General features: G+C 54.8%; 13 protein-coding genes. 9 read left to right on the top strand and 4 right to left on the bottom strand.

Annotated elements, in window-relative coordinates:
* Positions 1–2 precede the first annotated feature (2 nt).
* The 3 genes from ACWHXP_RS20425 to ACWHXP_RS20435 form a co-directional block, all read right to left on the bottom strand.
* Positions 3–506, bottom strand: a complete 504-nt coding sequence (locus ACWHXP_RS20425; RefSeq protein ID WP_489635181.1) for a hypothetical protein — start codon at positions 504–506, stop codon at positions 3–5.
* A complete protein-coding gene (locus ACWHXP_RS20430) occupies positions 503–1,273 on the bottom strand; it encodes a hypothetical protein (protein ID WP_489635180.1) in 771 nt (256 codons plus the stop codon). The genes ACWHXP_RS20425 and ACWHXP_RS20430 overlap by 4 nt, the downstream gene beginning before the upstream one ends.
* A 433-nt stretch (positions 1,274–1,706) precedes the next feature.
* Positions 1,707–2,033 carry a hypothetical protein gene (locus ACWHXP_RS20435; protein WP_438602686.1) on the bottom strand — a complete coding sequence of 109 codons (327 nt, stop codon included), beginning with the start codon at positions 2,031–2,033 and terminating at the stop codon, positions 1,707–1,709.
* Positions 2,034–2,213: 180 nt separating this feature from the next.
* Between ACWHXP_RS20435 and ACWHXP_RS20440 the strand changes: the two genes are divergently transcribed.
* The 9 genes from ACWHXP_RS20440 to ACWHXP_RS20480 all read left to right on the top strand — a co-directional run bounded on the left by ACWHXP_RS20440 (position 2,214) and on the right by ACWHXP_RS20480 (position 15,960).
* Complete coding sequence (locus ACWHXP_RS20440) at positions 2,214–3,191, top strand: hypothetical protein (RefSeq protein WP_489635179.1); 978 nt, start codon at positions 2,214–2,216, stop codon at positions 3,189–3,191.
* Between the two features lie 848 nt (positions 3,192–4,039).
* Complete coding sequence (locus tag ACWHXP_RS20445; protein WP_489635178.1) at positions 4,040–4,336, top strand: helix-turn-helix transcriptional regulator; 297 nt, start codon at positions 4,040–4,042, stop codon at positions 4,334–4,336.
* A 61-nt stretch (positions 4,337–4,397) separates the two neighbouring features.
* Positions 4,398–5,996, top strand: a complete 1,599-nt coding sequence (locus ACWHXP_RS20450) for a class I SAM-dependent DNA methyltransferase (RefSeq protein ID WP_489635177.1) — start codon at positions 4,398–4,400, stop codon at positions 5,994–5,996.
* A complete protein-coding gene (locus tag ACWHXP_RS20455; RefSeq protein WP_489635176.1) occupies positions 5,980–7,167 on the top strand; it encodes a restriction endonuclease subunit S in 1,188 nt (395 codons plus the stop codon). The genes ACWHXP_RS20450 and ACWHXP_RS20455 overlap by 17 nt, the downstream gene beginning before the upstream one ends.
* Positions 7,164–7,910, top strand: coding sequence for an abortive infection family protein (locus ACWHXP_RS20460; RefSeq protein ID WP_489635175.1), 747 nt, complete (start codon positions 7,164–7,166; stop codon positions 7,908–7,910). The genes ACWHXP_RS20455 and ACWHXP_RS20460 overlap by 4 nt, the downstream gene beginning before the upstream one ends.
* A complete protein-coding gene (locus ACWHXP_RS20465; protein ID WP_489635174.1) occupies positions 7,910–11,092 on the top strand; it encodes a type I restriction endonuclease subunit R in 3,183 nt (1,060 codons plus the stop codon). The genes ACWHXP_RS20460 and ACWHXP_RS20465 overlap by 1 nt, the downstream gene beginning before the upstream one ends.
* A gap of 675 nt (positions 11,093–11,767) precedes the next feature.
* Positions 11,768–12,259 carry a helix-turn-helix domain-containing protein gene (locus tag ACWHXP_RS20470; RefSeq protein WP_489635173.1) on the top strand — a complete coding sequence of 164 codons (492 nt, stop codon included), beginning with the start codon at positions 11,768–11,770 and terminating at the stop codon, positions 12,257–12,259.
* A gap of 51 nt (positions 12,260–12,310) precedes the next feature.
* A complete protein-coding gene (locus tag ACWHXP_RS20475) occupies positions 12,311–14,674 on the top strand; it encodes an AAA family ATPase (RefSeq protein ID WP_489635172.1) in 2,364 nt (787 codons plus the stop codon).
* A complete protein-coding gene (locus ACWHXP_RS20480) occupies positions 14,671–15,960 on the top strand; it encodes an McrC family protein (RefSeq protein WP_489635171.1) in 1,290 nt (429 codons plus the stop codon). Before ACWHXP_RS20475 ends, ACWHXP_RS20480 begins: the two co-directional genes overlap by 4 nt.
* A gap of 189 nt (positions 15,961–16,149) precedes the next feature.
* On the opposite strand, the gene gyrB is transcribed toward ACWHXP_RS20480, so the two are convergent.
* Complete coding sequence (gene gyrB, locus ACWHXP_RS20485) at positions 16,150–18,648, bottom strand: DNA topoisomerase (ATP-hydrolyzing) subunit B (protein WP_121037393.1); 2,499 nt, start codon at positions 18,646–18,648, stop codon at positions 16,150–16,152.
* Between the last annotated feature and the right edge of the window lie 114 nt (positions 18,649–18,762).

The raw sequence follows: 18,762 nt of genomic DNA on the forward strand, positions 1-18,762 counted from the left end.
GTTCAGCGTTGGCTCCAGTACCTAGCCGTTCGATTGCCCTTATTTTTGTCTCCTTTAAGAACCGGCAGGCCGAGTAGTTGGTTCTTATGCGCTCGGAACAGGGTCGGACGGGATGGAAATCTGCAGGAAATTAGTTTGTCTGCGTTTTCTTTCTCGTAGGCTTCACGAGCATGGGAAATCGCTGCATTAAACGATAGTTTCCATTTCGAGCAGATAGCATCGATACGCCGAAGTGCATCCTGAAGCAATCTAACCTGGGCATGAAGTTTCGGATTATCGTACTGGGCGGCGATCCCAACGCGAGGTAGCCCCTTTCGACGCAATATCAGGCATCCAGTTGCGATTCGGTCCCGAATGCCGGATTCGTCGACATAGCGGGCCTCACGTTTATTTGCATCGAAAATATGAATGGTGCCGGCATGGATACGAGCGTCCAGTACCTCCAAGTAGCTATCCGGATTGCCAGGCAACGTAAGTCTGTCACCAATGCGCAGGTCGGACATCATGGCCGCAGCTCCTCTATCAAGCAAAGGTGACTCAGATCACCATATCCAGCTGACAGCTCCAGTGCTGCAAAAATATGGTGGCGTGCCAAGTCTGCCTGCAGCACCCCAGTAACAAGCAGTGGCGGGATCAGCGCCGTCGGAATCTGGAGGCTGGTGCACAGTGCGTGTTGAAGCACCGGGCCGGATTCGCAATAGCGCTCGACTCGCTCGATGATGTCCGGCGTCAGATATGTATGGGCACGCGCTAACGCTGGTTTTAGCAGTTGAGCGTTGACGATGACTGGATGCCGTTCGTCCGCAGGTACAATCACCGTAGATAGCGGATAGCAGTAAGCCTCCATGATTTTCCGCGCACGCTCGAGTTTCATCCAGTACTGGTCGTCGCCCTCGTAGCCCTGAATTTTGACTTCGTACGCACAAAGCAGACCATCGGTCTGAACCACAGAAAAATCTGGTGTGTACTCCATCTCTCCGGTGCGGCATCCACGCATGCTACGTGCCTCGGATACTTCTTCGCGCGTGAACAGCAGCCGTTCACTGACCAGGTCAACGGTGAACGGTTGTTGCTTAAATGAGCGCACACGCGGGTCGATGCTGAGTATGTGTGCAACCAGTCGTTCTGCGTCGGATTCGACGGTAATGTGGCCATCGGCTTTTTCTGCATAGGTGCCGATGCGAGCTTTACCGTATGTCCGAGCGGTGAACCGGACTCCAACATTCGCCGCATTTCGACGACTGCGAGTGCCATAGGATGGTGAGCTTTTCATACCAGCCTCCAGGCAGCTCTTGCTTGCTTCACCATAGTTTTTGCCGCAATAGCATTACTCCATGACAGGCTTGCAGGTTGCCATTTATTTCTAGGCGCCCACCGATGGATGAACTTGCGCTTTGTCATGTGACCTCCTGTCAGATAGATTCCACACACGTGTTGCCCTGACGCATCGGGGCAACATAGGCGTATCGTGCCAAGCGCCCGAATTTAAGGAGCCAGCACGAAAATGAAATATCAGGGGACGTGCGAATCCACTTGAACGGCCCATTAGGAGTTCAAGGCGTTGACAGTGGATTCAGGAAGGACCATACTCAGTGCCGGATCAGTCAATATCCAAGCAGTAAATACAAGGCCCAAGAGCTCCAACTCTTGGGCTTTGGCCGTTCTAGCACCCCAACTTTACCCGCGATTGAATTGAGGTTATGTCATCAGTCGCCTCCAGATGTAATTGTGGAACCGGCCGCCGGCGTCTCTGCGGCATTCATGATTGCTATATCGTCGCTCAAAGCGCGCTCCCGTTGAGCCGCAAGCCATGCGGCAACATCCTTAACAAGCGCAAACTTGCCACGCCTATTTTCGATCTCGAAAACCGGGATAGGAATTGTCTTGCGTGAAACGGCCTGACGGAATGCCTCCATCGACGAGTATCCAAGCACCAGCCGTAGGTTGTCGTTTGACACAATGGGGCCGTATCGACTTGTTAATTCTCTATCCAAAAGGACCGCCAGCGGCTCATTGATATGCGTTGGATTCATGTCATTCGCTCTGTCACGATTAGTCACATCAAATACTAGCAACTCCGCTGGTGAAGGCCTAGATAGACGCCGAGAGTAGTATGTCACTCTATTTTTTGATAGCTTATGAATCTAACTCTTTGAAAATATTAAGTTTTGCACAATGAACGCGACCTTTAGTAATCCGTCACAAAAGTCAGCATGACCAAAAATTCTGCGTCCAAAGCCGACCCTGTTGAGAGGATAAGGCGGATTTATTGGTACGAAGGTGTTCGCCAAGCGACCGGTCTAACTAGTGCCTATGCGCTTGAGCGACTGTTCGTCCCGGACGGTTTCGGAAGGAATAAAGACGGGATCCTATTTAATCGGTCCACCTGGGTAACCTATAAGAAGGGTGACCACACACCAAAGCCGGCACTCGTAGCGCGAGTGGAGTTGTCGGTGCCTGGATCCAGTGAGGAGTTAAACCATGTGTTGTGGGAGATTTTGCGCGAGAGCACGCAAAGGTCAGTACATGCGCAAAGGTGGTTACGGCAAATAGAACCAGAATTACAAATACTAGTATTCGATGGCGGGACCAGAATTCGGGATCATGGCTGGCCTCGACTGCTGGAGAAAATTGAGAATAGAGCCAGCATGGATGCACTCGCATGCCTGACGGTACTGGTGTTCGTGAATTTGGATCGGCGTAACTTCGACTTGGCGCCTGAGTTTGCGCGAAGCACTCTTCGTGTGCTCCTTATGCTCGGCCATCACTTTGAATGCCGAAGAATTGGAGACGACTTATTTAATCTGTACGTTGAGCGAGTCTTCAATAAAGTTTGCTGGAACGAACAGCGATTTTATTTGGATAATTATGCGTTTTCTCTATGGGCCGATGTTTTGCATCGGGTCGCTGGCAATACAACTGGCACGAGTGCTCACTTGAAACCATCATCCGAAGAGGTTCGCATAATGTGCCGGGTGTTTCGCGGGACACGCGGCTTCGCCATCGCGCTTGCAATTGATCCGTTGATAGGGCCTGATCTTGACATCGGCCCACCTAGAAAAAAAATCATCGACGCTTTTCAACGCGACGTTTGCTTTAAAGGGCGGGCCGTTAGCAGTATTTTGGCCAGTAGGCGAAAGCATCTTTCTTCTTTTGAGATATCGGAGGTCGTTGGATCCGACCTCACGTGACGAGGCAGACGCGGCATTTCTGCGGCACGCCGTTGACTTCCAAATTAGTCATAGCGGTCTGGCAACGAGCTTGGACCTATTCTTGGACCCAACTACCAGGCGTGTCCATTGGTAGCGGCAGAGGGCCTTGCTTGGACGCTTCCCGTTCTCCCGTTTCCAATGCGATACGTCAGCGGACGGCCTGGTCAGATGCAGTGAGCCTAGCCATCGACGTTAGCCAATGTATCATGCGCTGAAGGCAACTTGTTTCCCCCCTGAGCTGGCACACCAATGATGTTGCGCCCTGTCTCAGCCGAAATACCGGGAGGTGTGCAGTTCGGGTTAATGGCTGAGGCAGCGGTGACGCCAGAGTGAGATGACGGCTCCTTGGGGCAGTTGGCGATACCGATAGAAGCCATACAATATCGCACCAAACCTCGAATATCCTCACCCGAAAGCCCTCTAGGTTAATGAGCGGCTGACACCACTGGAGCGCAACGCCTGGCCGACATTCCGCGCGCGGCCCGGCAGCGACAGCACCGCGATTCTCAATTACGACACTCTGCTCGGGTACCCGCCCAGCGTGCCGGGCAACCAGCTGGTTGCCTGGAAACCATCCGGCCCCGTACTTTGCTGACGAAACACAACGGCTGGTCGCCTGGTTCGCTCATCCCATCAGCCGCGAGTTAGGGCATGAGCGAACGAAAGTCGCTGCCGCCTACCTGGGTCGGTGAACGTAATCTTCTTGACGCCCCTCTCGCGGTTGGAGCCCGAGCCAATGGCTCAAGGCCTCTAACAAAAATGCTCACTACGCATTAACAGTGATCTATAATGCTTTATAAGCATATTTTCTGCCACCAGGATACCCTATGACCAACAGCGTTGCTGACCTAATCCGGGCCGCCCGCAATGGGCGAACCCAGGCGGAGTTCGCCACTGTTTTGGGCGTTTCACAGTCCCAGTTGAGCCGGTATGAGCGGGGGGAATACGATCCACCTGCCAGGGTGATCAATGCCTGTATGCGGGAGACGCATATCGGTAATGGGATGTCAGTGCCATCAGCGGACGACCTAGCGCAGCAAGTGCGCATGACGTTGGGCAGCCCAGACAAAGAGCAGGCACGCTCCGCCCTTGCCAGCTTGTTGGCGGTGTTTGTTCATGAATAGGACCGGCAATGAAATTTTTGTTGGCGCTGGACAATCCAGCACTTATGTAGGACGGGACACAATGGCACAGAGCTACAATAACGGCGGCAACCTTGGCTTCGAGGCGGAACTGTTCAAAGCCGCCGACAAGCTTCGCGGCAACATGGAACCCAGTGATTACAAACACGTCGCACTGGGCCTGATATTTCTCAAGTACATCTCTGACGCCTTCGAGGCCCGTCACGCCAAACTGATGGCCGAAGATGCCGCTGCCGCCGAGGACAAGGACGAGTACCTCGCTGACAACATCTTCTGGGTCCCCAAGGAAGCACGCTGGTCGCATCTGCAAGCCAACGCAAAGCAGAGTACCGTCGGTACACTGATTGATAACGCGATGCGCGCCATAGAAAAAGACAACGAGTCGCTCAGAGGCGTACTACCCAAGGACTATGCCCGCCCCGCACTCAATAAGGTGATGCTGGGCGAATTGATCGACCTGATTTCTGGCATCGCTCTGCATGATGGCAGTGACAAATCCCGCGATGTGCTAGGCCGTGTCTATGAATACTTTCTTGGCCAGTTCGCTGGTGCCGAAGGGAAGCGTGGTGGCGAGTTCTACACGCCTCGCTCCGTAGTGCAAACACTTGTGGAAATGCTGGAGCCGTATAGCGGGCGCGTGTATGACCCTTGCTGTGGCAGCGGCGGCATGTTCGTGCAGAGCGAGCGGTTCGTCACTGAACATGGCGGTCGCATCGGAGATATTGCCATCTATGGACAGGAAAGCAACTACACCACATGGCGCCTGTGCAAGATGAACCTGGCCGTGCGTGGCATTGATTCCAAGATTTTTTGGAATAATGAAGGCAGCTTCCACAAGGATGAGTTTGCCTCTCAGCGCGGCAATGATGGTGCGCCAATGAAAGCCGACTTCATCCTCGCCAACCCGCCGTTCAATATTTCTGACTGGGGCGGCGAGCGCTTACGCGAAGACGTGCGCTGGAAATTCGGCGCACCACCTGTGGGTAACGCAAATTATGCGTGGTTGCAGCACATTTTCCATCACCTTGCACCGCAAGGCGTCGCCGGCGTAGTGCTTGCTAATGGCTCCATGAGCAGCCAGCAAAGTGGCGAGGGTGAAATTCGCAAAGCTATGCTTGAAGCTGCAGAGAATGCAGGGATCGTGGATTGTATGGTTGCAATGCCCGGTCAGTTGTTTTATTCCACGCAAATTCCAGCTTGCCTATGGATTCTTGCCAAAGGGCGAAGCAACGGTCAGGTGAAGAAGACAAAACTGCGAGATCGTCGCGGCGAAGTGCTGTTCATTGACGCCCGCAAGATGGGGGTACTAGTGGACCGCACGCGGCGGGAACTGACCGACGAAGAAATTTCCCGCATCGCATCCACATACCACGCGTGGCGTGGCGAAACCGATGCGGGTGAATACTCGGATATTCCCGGCTTCTGCAAGTCAGCCACTCTCGAAGAAATCCGCAAACACGACTACGCATTGACACCGGGACGCTACGTAGGAGCGGAGGAGCAGGGCAAGGATGAAGAGGGATTCGAGGACAAGATGCGGCGGATGACCGCTCTGCTGTTAGAGCAAACAGAGCGGGGTTTAGAACTAGATGCAGTCATCCGTGAAAGATTGGAGGCATTAGGCTATGGCCAAGCTTTCTGATTTAGCTACCATCAACCCGACCCGAAAAGTTAAGAAAGGCGAATTCGTACCATTTATCGAAATGGCTGCGTTGCCCTTGAGTGGGAGAGATATTTCTCCTGCAGCCGTTGACACGCGCATCGCAAAGGCCGCTGGAGCGCATTTTCAGAATGGCGATACGCTTCTCGCGCGAATCACGCCGTGCCTCGAAAATGGTAAGACAGCACAGGTTAATGTGCTCCCAGAGGGCACCATCGGCGAAGGCTCGACTGAATTCATTGTGCTTTGTGGTCACGATGCGGCGGACAACGATTTCGTTTACTACCTGTGCCGCGACCCAGAGTTTCGCAACTTCGCAATCTCCCGTATGGAAGGGACATCGGGGCGCCAGCGCGTTACGTGGCAATCCATTGCCAGCTATGAATTCGAGTTGCCACGGCCAGAAGTTCGCCGCGCAGCGGCGGAAGTTCTGGCGACGCTGGACGACCGCATCAACAACCTGCGCCAAAGCAACGCCACGCTGGAAGCTATCGCCGCCGCACAGTTCAAGTCTCGCTTCGTGAACTTCGACGGTGTGTTACCTGAAGACATGCAGGAATCGGAACTGGGCTTGATCCCGAATGGATGGCGGGTAGCCTCGCTTGACGCAATTGCCGACTACCTCAACGGCTTGGCGCTACAAAAGTTTCCGCCCGAAAGTGACACTGAATATCTACCTGTTATCAAGATCGCGCAGCTGCGCGCCGGCAATACCGGCGGCGCGGACAAGGCAAGCACCAAGCTCAGGCCAGAATACATCGTCCAAGATGGCGATGTGCTGTTTTCGTGGTCGGGTACGCTGGAAGTCGAAGTGTGGACGGGAGGGCGCGGCGCGTTGAACCAGCACTTGTTCAAGGTTACTTCTTGCGAAGTGCCCAAGTGGTTCTATTACTTTGCCACGCGTCAGCATCTATCGGACTTCCGAGCGATCGCGGCCGGCAAGGCGACGACCATGGGTCACATCCAACGTGGACATTTGTCCGCTGCCAAAATTGCCGTACCTCCGCCTGACCAGATGACGAAGCACGATGTCGTGATCGCACCACTGTTCGAGCAGAAGATCAACAATGCGCTGCGAATTCGCACTCTCGCCAGCCTACGTGATACGTTGCTACCGTGCCTTCTAGCCGGCAAATTGAAGGTGGTGGAATGAGTCCTGACTGGTATCCCGGTATTCGCGAGGCCTGCTTGCACTGGCGCGATGCGCCGATGTTGCAGCAGACCTTCGAGGCGCTCGAGCGTACCCTGGAGCAGGAGAACGATGCTTGCATTGACTGCGCAAAATCCATCGTCGAGGTGTTCTGTCGAATTATCGTGGACGAACTGGATTCGCCCACCCAACCCGTCAAGCCGAAAGCTGCGGCTCCCGACTTCGGCGAATGGGTCGGCGCGGCAGTGCGAGTGCTGAAGCTTGGTGAGAACCAGAACAGCAAGTTCTTGAAGCTGGTCTCCCAACATCACAAGCTGACGACGGCCTTAGGCGATCTGCGAAATGAATCCGGGCCAGTCAGCCACGGTCGGGACGGATTCCTCGCCAAGCTGTCTATACATCATCGGCGCTCTGCGGTCTTGTCGTCAGATGCACTAGTGGCGTTCTTGCACCAGGCCTATCTGGAGGCGCAGCGCGATCCTGTCAGTTCGCGTGAGCCGTGGGAGCGGTTCGAGGCATTCAATCAACTGATCGACACGAATATCGGCTTGGAATTGGTAACGGACGACGAGGGCAATTCAGAACTAAGGGTTCTGTTGCCTGGAGAAGAATACCTTTCCCTGAACATTTCGGTCAGCCGTTTGCTTTACCAGCTTGATCGGGACGCCTACATCGAAGCCCTGAACGCCGCTCGCGGCGTTCCCATCTCAGTGGCGAAAGCAAACGAAAAGCAAGAGGGAGCCTGATGGCTTTTTTGTCTGAAGCCCAAATCGAACAAGCCTTGCTAGAGCAACTACGCAGGCTGGGATACGCGATTGCATCTGATGAGGTCATCAGCCCGGACGGCAGCGCGCCGGAGCGCGAAAGTCACGATATCGTATTCCTATACCGACGGTTGGCAGATGCCGTTTTGCGTCTCAATCCTCACCTACCATCGGAAGCACGGGCTGATGCCATCCACAAGCTGTCCCAATCCGTATTTCCCGCTTTGCTGGAAGAAAACCGCCGAATCCACAGGCTGCTAACCGAGGGCGTAGACGTGGAATACTACGGCGACGATGGCGTGCTGACGGCAGACAAGGTGGCGTTGCTGGACTTCGATACACCTGAGCGCAACGACTGGCTAGCTGTGCCGCAGTTCGTGGTCATTCACGGCCAAGTCAAGCGTAGACCGGACGTGGTGCTGTTCGTCAACGGTTTGCCGCTTGCGGTGATAGAGCTGAAGGCACCTGGTAGCATAGGTGCGCATCTAGCGGGCGCATTTAACCAGTTACAGACTTACAAGCAGCAGATCCCAGCGCTATTTCACACCAATGCCCTGCTAGTTACATCGGATGGTATCGCGGCCCGCGTGGGGTCTCTGTCGGCCAATCTGGAACGCTTCATGCCGTGGCGCACTACGGATGGTACGGCCGTCCTGGAGAAAGGCTTGCCGGAACTTCCAACGCTGATCGAGGGCATCTTCGAGAAACAGCGGTTCCTCGATGTCCTGCGCAACTTCACCGTGTTCGGCGAAACTGGCAACGGACTGGCGAAGATCGTGGCCGGCTATCACCAGTACCACGCAGTCAACCGCGCCATCGCGTCCACGATTCGTGCCGCCGACTCGCAGCAGGGCGTGGCCGAAGAGCCGGCATCCTACGGATTGTCCGGCTTAGCGACACAACACAAAGGCGACCGGCGAGCGGGAGTAATTTGGCATACGCAAGGTTCCGGCAAGAGTCTGCTGATGGCTTTCTACGCGGGGCGGCTGGTGAAGCATCCGGCGATGGAGAACCCGACGCTTGTCATACTGACCGATCGCAACGACCTGGACGACCAGTTGTTCACCACCTTCTCGATGTGCCGCGACCTGATTCGCCAGACACCGGTGCAGGCTGAAAACCGCGATCATTTGCAGCAATTGCTTGCCAGGGCTTCTGGAGGTGTGATCTTCACCACCTTGCAGAAATTTGGAGAGGTGAACGCGCCGCTGACCACACGCCACAACGTAGTAGTCGTTGCAGACGAAGCGCACCGATCGCAATACGGCTTTCGCGCGAAGGTGGATGCCAAGACCGGCGAGGTCTCCTACGGATTCGCCAAATACCTGCGCGACGCGCTGCCTAATGCCTCTTTCATCGGTTTCACCGGTACGCCTATCGAGGCGACGGACGTGAACACTCCGGCCGTGTTCGGCAATTACATTGACGTCTACGATATCAGCCGCGCAGTAGAGGATGGCGCGACGGTACCAATCTACTACGAATCGCGCCTGGCGCGCATTGAACTAGATGAGGGTGAGAAGCCCAAGCTCGATGCTGAAGTGGAAGCGTTAACTGAGGACGAGGCGGTTACCGAACAGGAAAAGCTGAAGGCGAAATGGGCGACGGTCGAACAACTAGTCGGTAGCGAAAAGCGCGTCGCTCTGGTGGCGAAGGATTTAGTGGCACACTTCGAGAACAGACTGGCCGCGCTGGATGGCAAGGCAATGGTGGTATGCATGAGCCGCCGCATCTGCGTGGCGCTGTACAAAGAGATTGCTAGGTTGCGCCCAGACTGGCACAGCACTGATGACAATGCGGGAGCCATCAAAATCGTGATGACGGGCACAGCCAGCGACGCACCCGAATGGCAGCAGCACATCGGCAACAAGGCGCGACGTGACCTGCTCGCTAAGCGTGCTCGCGATGCCAAAGATCCGCTCAATTTGGTCATCGTGCGCGATATGTGGCTGACCGGCTTCGACGCCCCCTGCATGCATACGATGTACGTGGACAAGCCGATGCAAGGCCACGGGCTCATGCAGGCCATCGCTCGTGTCAATCGCGTGTTCCGTGACAAGCCTGCGGGGCTGATCGTGGACTACATCGGCATCGCGCAGAGCTTGAAGTCGGCGCTGGCGCAGTATTCGGCACGCGATCAAGAAACTACGGGTGTCGATGAATCGCAGGCGGTGGCCGTGCTTTTGGAGAAGTACGAAGTGGTGCGTGACATGTACCATGGCTTCGACTACGCCCCGGCCTTAAGCGGCACGCCACAACAACGACTGGCGACGATGGCCGGAGCCATCGAGTGGATTCTGGACAGGCAGCAACGATGGGCAGCGGCGGAAACCACCGAGGAAGGCAAGAAGAACGCTCAGCGGCGTTATAAGGACGCTGTGCTGTCCTTGTCGAAGGCGTATTCGCTAGCGTCAGCTTCCGACGAGGCGCGCAGCATCCGCGAGGAAGTCGGTTTCTTCCAAGCTATTCGCGCCGCACTGGTTAAATCGAGCGCTGGCTCAGGCGTGACTTCGCAGGAGCGTGACTTCGCCATCCAGCAGATCGTCAGCCGAGCTGTGGTCAGCACAGAGATCGTAGACATCCTGAAAGCCGCAGGCATTCAGTCGCCGGACATTTCCATTCTGTCCGACGAGTTTCTTGCCGAAGTACAGCAGATGCAGAAGAAGAACCTCGCACTTGAAGCACTGCGCAAGCTCATCAACGATGGTATCCGTTCGCGAAGTAAGGCCAACATCGTCGAAACTCGGACCTTCTCGGAACGGCTAGAGGAGGCCGTGGCGCGCTACCACGCTAATGCCATTACAACCGCCGAGGTGTTGCAGCAGCTCATCCAGTTAGCGAAAGACATTCGAGCTGCGCGACAGCGCGGAGAGGAGTCCGGACTCAGCGACGAAGAAATAGCCTTCTATGACGCGCTGGCTGAAAATGAGTCGGCACTACAAGTAATTGGCGATGACAATCTCAAAGTTATCGCCCATGAATTACTGGTAAGTCTGAAAAGCAATGTCTCGGTTGACTGGGCACATCGCGATTCGGCGCGCGCCCGGATGCGCGTGTTGGTCAAGCGTATCCTACGCAAGTACGGCTATCCGCCTGATTTGCAGGACGCCGCCGTCCAGACAGTTTTGCAGCAGGCGGAAGCCCTGTCGGCCGGGTGGGTTTAGGGGAAAGATGGATGACGAATCTTACCGCTCTGCAGCAAATTTCGCAGGGGTAAGACTGGGTGCGCCAAGTAGATCTCTCTAGCGATGGAGATATTGCCCCCCCTGGATCTCATCTTTCCTTTTTCCGACGCCAGAAATGAGCAACGCATCTGCTACAAGCTCGCTGGTGCATCTGATCGAAGACCTCTCTCCTCAAATTATTTCTGCAAATCGCCGCCAGTCCAATCCTGCGAAACGCAGAGCTTGGAACCCATCGCACGCGCAATCCATTGATGTACTTGCGGCTTAGGCCTCAACCACAAGCTAGGTCAGGCACATGCGCCTGGCTACTTGGGGGATACTTGGCGAGTGTCGGAATATTTGATAGCAGTGGCTGAGACTTGGGCTTTGGCCGCAAGTGATGTGATGTCGCAGCGAGGCTACCTGCATCGTCTTTAAAAAGATTGTGGTCGATGCAGTGCAAATCGTAGGCATCCTTATCGAGAGCCGTCAGATTTCTAAAGCGGGTGCCCTGCTGTCGTTTGCTAACGACATGGCTTCTGGTGTTTCAAACGCCTTCTTGTAGAACGCAGTTATTCTTAACCTTGACCGGTCTAATGGAGAAGCTCAGCTCCCAGTTAAAGGGCTGCTTCTTAAGGAAACTGTTTGCATATTGATTGAGGTATAGGCCGCAGAATGTGGATCTATCAAATCGGACGGGTTATTGCTAAGCGCCGGCGTTCACTTGGAATGACAGAGGCGCTGTTGGCGAGACTCGCCCTAGTCAAAGAAGCCGATGTTGTTGAACTAGAGAATGGAAATTTGCAGGACATTAGCCACAACAGTCTTTGTCGGATGATGGCGATTATTGGCTTAGCCTTTGACCTGCCTACTCCTCACGCACGGCTTACCAAGCGGGGGCTCGAAATGGCAGCGCGCTCCTCGAGCGTCAGATACAAACAAGAATTGAATGCTGACAAGCTCAAAGAGATATTGAAAACTGCAAAAGTTCCAGATCGGTATCGCACAAACATGATTCACTTTTTTGATGAAGCCCCCTTACCACTTCTGGTCTTGGCTGCAGAGGAAGCTAGTCAGGAGCTGCTACAACCAGAAATAATTTGGGACAACATGAGGCAGCTAGCACTTGAGCTTGACTCGGATAGAAAAGATTTATGGGTTAATTGAGCCATGTTGCGAAAACAAGAGCATCCACACAAAGAATAAGGGGAAAATTCAATGGAAGGCCCAAACAACAGCAGCCTGCAAACCAATGGAAACTTTCAGAAATTGCTCCACGAGTTGTCTATGCTTGGTGATCAGGCTACTCGGAATTCTGCTGAAGAGCCATTATATAAACAGTTCTTGGCACGATTCCCTGCTAGCCGATTGCCGCAGCTGAGCCTTGCGGAATACTGCGTGGGTAAGGGTGACGGCGAATCCTTCTGCTGGTGGCTTGAGCGAGGCCTTCAGCCGCTAATGGGACGTTATGTGCCGGGAACATCTCGTGGCCATATTCTGTACTTTCAAAGAGAGGATGGCACGCTGTACAAGCACCGGCGGTTGAGGTCGCTTAGCGATGAGGAGGCCCTACGTTATACCTTGCGCATCCAAGCCTGTATCGCGCAGGCAGATATGAGTCAGGACCCTAGCTGGATCGACAGCGATGCTCAACTCTATCAGCGTGCAGGCGTCGAGCCTCTCATGACGATGGGCGACGGGCGCAAGCTACGCCTGCTGGCGTGCTATCACCCTGAAGAGACGCTACCGATTTCCTCGTCGCGCCATCTTGGACATTTCCTGGAGGTTCTAGGTTGGCCAGCTGATGATCTACCTCCCAAGCGTCAACCGGTCACTCGCATGCTGCTGCTGCGCAGATACTTCGATCTGGCTCGCCAGTCAGTTTACGGACTGACCCCGTTTGGCTTCATGAAAGCACTTTACAGTGAACGACTAGGCCTGGCTCCTGCGAAGGAAGACGACGTGGCCGACGATGCTGGACTTGACGATGCTACGGAGGCCAAGAAAATGGCCCAGGTACTTTCATGCGACGACAGTGTCATGTCGCAACCGTTGAATCAAATTCTCTACGGGCCACCTGGAACCGGCAAGACCTATGCCACGATTGACGCGGCGTTGGCAATTTTGGATCCCACGTTTCTTTCGGCAAATCTGAGCGACCGTAAGGCCTTAAAGGCCCGGTTCGCAGAATTTGAACGCGAGCGGCGAGTGCGATTTGTAACTTTCCATCAGAGCTTCAGCTACGAGGACTTCGTTGAAGGAATTCGTGCCGTTACAGATGATGAGGCGAACGCTGGAGCGCTGAGCTATTCAGTTGAACATGGTGTATTCGGAGCATTGTGTGTAGATGCCAAACGTAACCAGGAAGCAGATGTCCGCATTGGTATCGGGTTCGCGCCAACAGTATGGAAGATTTCTATCTCTGAGGCCAGCAGCAAAGATGGCACTCGGCAATACTGTTTGGATAATAACGAGGCCCGTATTGGATGGAAACACGTTGGGGACGTACGGCACGTCAATTTAGCTGATCCGGCACTGCATCTCGGAACGAAAGAGCAGGCATCGCTGCAAAATTTCGCGTATGAGATGCAAGTCGGCGATATTGTTCTCTGCCTTGGTAGCAAAACCTCCGTGCGGGCAGTAGGCGTCGTGGTAGGGGAATATCAGTATTCCTCGAGCGTGCCTGAAGGCGTGCGCGAAGACTATGTACATCGTCGCGCGGTACGTTGGCTGAATACGCAGCTGGATTTCGATATCACAGCCCTGAACGGTGGGAAGCAGCTCACTTTGCAAGCTGTGTATCCACTCACACGAATCGAGTGGCCACAACTAGAGAACGCCCTACGAGCAGCAGGTACGTTGCCGGAATCCCTAGCGTCTACCACAGACGTAGAAAAGCTACCCTACGTGTTAATTATCGATGAAATTAACAGAGGCAACATTTCGCGGATTTTTGGTGAGCTTATTACGTTAATCGAACCGTCTAAACGCACAGGTGCTGCCGAGGCACTGGAGGTTCTGCTGCCTTACTCGAAAAAGCCTTTCAGCGTACCCGCTAACGTATATCTGATCGGCACGATGAACTCCGCCGACTTGTCGTTGACCGGCATGGATGTAGCCTTGCGGCGACGTTTCCTGTTCAAGGAGATGCCTCCGTGCCCAGCACTTCTGCAAGGTGTAGAGGTCGACACCATCTTGATTGATATATTGCTTACGGTAATAAATCAACGAATCGAGGCCTTACTTGATCGCGACCATTGCTTGGGCCATGCCTACTTCCTGCCGCTGCGAGAGGATCCTTCGATGCAAAAGCTGGCAGAGATTTTCCGGGGCCAGGTGCTTCCTCTCTTGAAGGAATATTTCTTTGATGATTGGCAGCGCATTCAGTGGGTTCTTAACGATCATCGGAAGCGCAATGCGGCCTATCGTTTCGTGATCGAAAATGAGGTTAACGTAGCCGAGTTATTTGGTGACATAGTCAACGTTACTCAATCAAAAAATCTTTGGCGTATCAATGAAGATGCCTTTTTGTGCGAGCAAAGCTATTTAGGCGTTATCGACCATGAGGACGCCTCTGTGTGACTACTTCCGGCGAATTTCAAACCATTAGCGTTCGTGAGCACGCCTGGCTCTGTACGGAGCCAGTCTCCGCAAGTCTTGATTGTGCTCAGGTTAGCAAGTCTGCGTTTGACTATTTGTGCCAACTTAGCGAGCGCTATTCAGCCAGTGGTGCGCGGCTACTGCAAATAGAAGGGCGACAGCGGCTGAAGTTGGATGGCTTTGTTGGGGTTGTGCAGACGCCCTGCGGCACGGTACTAGAGATCCTTCCGAAGCATCATGCTGATGGCGGAAACTTATTCGAGGCCCGTATGCTGCTGCGCAAGCTGTTACTCGCCTTGCTGGATTTGCCCACTCGCGACGTTGGCACAGCGTCTTTGCAGCTATTTGTTGCGCCGTTGTCTGATTGGGTGATCGGACGCTATTTGGAGGAACTAGATTCACTGATAAGCCGCGGTCTGCGGTTCGATTACCAACGGATGGAAGAGGAACTGCCTTTCTTGCGTGGGCAACTTAACTTGCCTCAGCAACTACGGCAATTTCCAGGGAAAGAACATCATTTCCACATCCGGCACGAAGTGTATTTGCCAGATCGACCAGAGAACCGGCTATTGAAGCTGGCACTAGATCGCGTGCGTCAGAACACACAAAACGCGAACCATTGGCGCTTGGCGCAAGAGATGAGTTTTCGGCTAGCGCAAATTCCAGCCAGTTGCCAGGTTGAGAAAGACTTTCGAGCGTGGGGGCAGGATCGGCTCCTGGCACAATACCGGGCAATCAAACCATGGTGCGAATTGATTCTGAACCAACAGATGCCTCTGGCCGTAGCTGGTGATTACCAAGGTATAAGCTTGCTTTTTCCGATGGAGAAGCTTTTCGAGCGTTTTGTCGCGCGTTGGTTTCGGGCAGCGCTAATGCCTGACATGGAAATACGTACGCCAGCGCGCAGCCAGTCGCTGTGTGAGCACCAGGAAAAGCCGATATTCCGCCTCGAGCCGGATATATTCATCCACGATAACGGTCAGTGCTGGGTTCTAGATACTAAATGGAAGTTATTGAATGCGGGCAGGCGCGGGGATAAATACGGTCTAAGTCAATCTGATTTCTACCAACTCTTTGCCTATGGGCAGAAGTATCTAGGGGGAGCCGGGCGAATGGCTTTGATCTATCCGCTCACAGAGACTTTCACGAGCCCATTAGATACGTTCGACTTTAGTGGCGGACTGACCTTGGAAGTGTTGCCATTCGATCTTGATCAGGAGCTGTTACTAGGCTGTGACAGGTTAGGATTGGCTTATCGTTCGATGTGACGGTGCGCAAGAAGCACTGGAGCACGCAGAATTTGTAAATGCGATCTAGCTGAACAAACAATCGGCCACTTCAAAGAAATGGCCGATGTATTTTTCGATAATTGATCTGAACTATTGAGAGACACGCTCAATTGATATCTCAAAGGATGCATCTCAAAATCTCAGGTTATGGCTCCTGCTACAGACTGATCAAACGTCAATATTCCCCGCCTGCAACGCATTCGATTCAATAAACGCCCGACGCGGCTCCACATCATCGCCCATCAAGGTCATGAAGATCTGATCCGCAGCAATCGCATCCTCGATTTGCACCTTCAGCAAACGGCGCACGGTCGGATCCATGGTGGTTTCCCACAGCTGCTCAGGATTCATCTCACCCAGACCTTTGTAACGCTGCTTGTTCACGCCGCGCTCGGCCTCATCACGCAGCCACGACATGGCCTGGCGGAATTCGGTGATGACCGATTCCTTGCGCTTCTCGCCCTGGCCGCGCGCCACGATGGCGCCCTTGCCGATGAGTCCCTTGAAGGTCTCGGCCGCCGTCGACAACTGCTGGTAATCCGGACCGCTCACAAAGTCCGCATCGATCACGGTCGCCTTGATGTTGCCATGCTGGCGGCGATGGATATGCAGCGCCACCTTCTCGCTATGCTCATCCACGCGCGCCTGCACGTCGATGTTGATGTCGTTGATGGCCTTCTTCAGTTCTTCCGCAGTGGCGGTGGCCTGCTCGATGTTGTCCATCTTCAGGGCCACGCCGCCGGTCATGATGGCGTTCAGCGCCGATTCATCGATGGCGCGCGACAGGCGCATGATGATCGCGTTGGCCGTGTTGTACTGGCGTGCCAGTTCCACCAGCGCCTCGCCGCTGATCGGCGCAGCACCTTCAGAAGGCTTGATCTCGGCATCGTTCAGGGCGATCTGCATCATGTACTGCGCTTCCTCGAAGTCGTCCTTCAGGTAGCGCTCGTCCTTGCCCGCCTTGACCTTGTACAGCGGCGGCTGGGCGATGTAGATGTGGCCGCGTTCGACCAGCGCCGGCATCTGGCGATAGAAGAGCGTCAGCAGCAGCGTGCGGATGTGGGCGCCGTCGACGTCCGCATCGGTCATGATGATGATGCGGTGGTAACGCAGCTTGTCCGGATTGAATTCGTCAGCACCGATGCTGGTGCCCAGGGTGGCGATGAGCGTCGTGATCTGCTCGGAAGAAAGCATCTTCTCGAAGCGCGCCTTCTCCACGTTCAAGACCTTGCCGCGCAGCGGCAGGATCGCCTGGAACTTGCGATCACGCCCTTGCTTGGCCGACCCGCCTGCGGAGTCACCCTCGACGATGTACAGCTCGCACAGCGCCGGGTCGCGTTCCTGGCAATCAGCCAGCTTGGAAGACAAACCCAAACCATCCATCACACCCTTGCGGCGCGTCAGTTCGCGTGCCTTGCGTGCAGCTTCACGGGCGCGCGCGGCTTCGACGATCTTGCCGCAGATGATCTTGGCATCGTTCGGCTTCTCGGCCAGGAAGTCGGTCAGGGTCTTGGCGACGATTTCTTCCACCGGGCCGCGCACTTCGCTGGAGACCAGCTTGTCCTTGGTCTGCGAGCTGAACTTCGGTTCCGGTACCTTCACCGACAGCACGCAGGTCAGGCCTTCGCGCATGTCGTCGCCGGAGATCTCGACCTTGGCCTTCTTGGCGAGATCGTTTTCTTCGATGTACTTGTTGATGACGCGGGTCATGGCCGCACGCAGGCCGGTCAGGTGAGTGCCACCGTCACGCTGCGGGATGTTGTTGGTGAAGCAGAGCACCTGCTCGTTGAAGGCATCGTTCCATTGCATCGACACGTCCACCGACACCAGCGTGCCCTGGTCGGATTGCTTCTCGCCGGTGGCCTGGAAGATGGTCGGGTTGAGAATGCTCTTGTTCTTGTTGATGTACTCCACGAAGCCGCGTGTGCCGCCTTCGAAGGCGAAGTCCTCTTCCTTGCCGGTACGCTGGTCGGTCAGCTTGATATGAACGCCATTGTTCAGGAAGGACAGTTCGCGGATACGCTTGGCCAGGATCTCGTAGTGGAATTCGACGTGCGTGAAGATTTCTTCGTCGGCCCAGAAGTGGACTTCTGTACCGCGCTTGTCGGATTCACCCACGACCTTGATCGGCGAGACCTGCACGCCATCCACCATCTCCAGTTCGCGGTTCTGCACGATGCCCTTGGCGAATTCCATCGCGTGGACCTTGCCGTCGCGGCGGATGGTCAGCTTCAGCTTCTTCGACAGGGCATTCACGCAGGACACGCCCACGCCGTGCAGGCCGCCGGAGACCTTGTAAGAGTTCTGGTCGAACTTGCCGCCGGCGTGCAGTTCGGTCATCACGATCTCGGCCGCCGAACGCTTGGGTTCGTGCTTGTCGTCCATCTTGAGGCCGGTGGGGATGCCGCGGCCGTTGTCGGTGATCGAGATGGAGTTGTCGGCGTGGATGGTGACGTGAATCTCGCTGCAATAGCCGGCCAGGGCTTCGTCGATCGAGTTGTCCAGCACTTCGAACACCAGGTGGTGCAGGCCGGTGCCGTCAGAGGTGTCGCCAATGTACATGCCGGGACGCTTGCGCACCGCCTCCAGGCCTTCCAGGATCTGGATGGAAGAAGCGCCATAGCTTTGTTGCGCGGAATTGGTGTTGTCTGCGGGGCTGGAGGACATGGTTACCTTCTGAAAATGCTAGCCAAACGACTAGGGAGCTGCAAAAAACGGAATTCTGGGGACGAATCTTTGGAATTCTTAAAAGCAACCGAGGGGCCGTCTGGGACGGCCCCT

It is taken from the genome of Herbaspirillum sp. Her2 (assembly GCF_057961375.1).

Excerpts from the sequence above, each read along its gene's own strand:
- ACWHXP_RS20470 (WP_489635173.1), top strand. The coding sequence starts at position 11,768 with ATGTGGATCTATCAAATCGGACGGGTTATTGCTAAGCGCCGGCGTTCA.
- ACWHXP_RS20465 (WP_489635174.1), top strand. The coding sequence starts at position 7,910 with ATGGCTTTTTTGTCTGAAGCCCAAATCGAACAAGCCTTGCTAGAGCAA.
- ACWHXP_RS20460 (WP_489635175.1), top strand. The coding sequence starts at position 7,164 with ATGAGTCCTGACTGGTATCCCGGTATTCGCGAGGCCTGCTTGCACTGG.
- ACWHXP_RS20475 (WP_489635172.1), top strand. The coding sequence starts at position 12,311 with ATGGAAGGCCCAAACAACAGCAGCCTGCAAACCAATGGAAACTTTCAG.
- ACWHXP_RS20455 (WP_489635176.1), top strand. The coding sequence starts at position 5,980 with ATGGCCAAGCTTTCTGATTTAGCTACCATCAACCCGACCCGAAAAGTT.
- ACWHXP_RS20440 (WP_489635179.1), top strand. The coding sequence starts at position 2,214 with ATGACCAAAAATTCTGCGTCCAAAGCCGACCCTGTTGAGAGGATAAGG.
- ACWHXP_RS20445 (WP_489635178.1), top strand. The coding sequence starts at position 4,040 with ATGACCAACAGCGTTGCTGACCTAATCCGGGCCGCCCGCAATGGGCGA.
- ACWHXP_RS20435 (WP_438602686.1), bottom strand. The coding sequence starts at position 2,033 with ATGAATCCAACGCATATCAATGAGCCGCTGGCGGTCCTTTTGGATAGA.
- ACWHXP_RS20425 (WP_489635181.1), bottom strand. The coding sequence starts at position 506 with ATGATGTCCGACCTGCGCATTGGTGACAGACTTACGTTGCCTGGCAAT.
- ACWHXP_RS20450 (WP_489635177.1), top strand. The coding sequence starts at position 4,398 with ATGGCACAGAGCTACAATAACGGCGGCAACCTTGGCTTCGAGGCGGAA.
- ACWHXP_RS20430 (WP_489635180.1), bottom strand. The coding sequence starts at position 1,273 with ATGAAAAGCTCACCATCCTATGGCACTCGCAGTCGTCGAAATGCGGCG.
- gyrB (WP_121037393.1), bottom strand. The coding sequence starts at position 18,648 with ATGTCCTCCAGCCCCGCAGACAACACCAATTCCGCGCAACAAAGCTAT.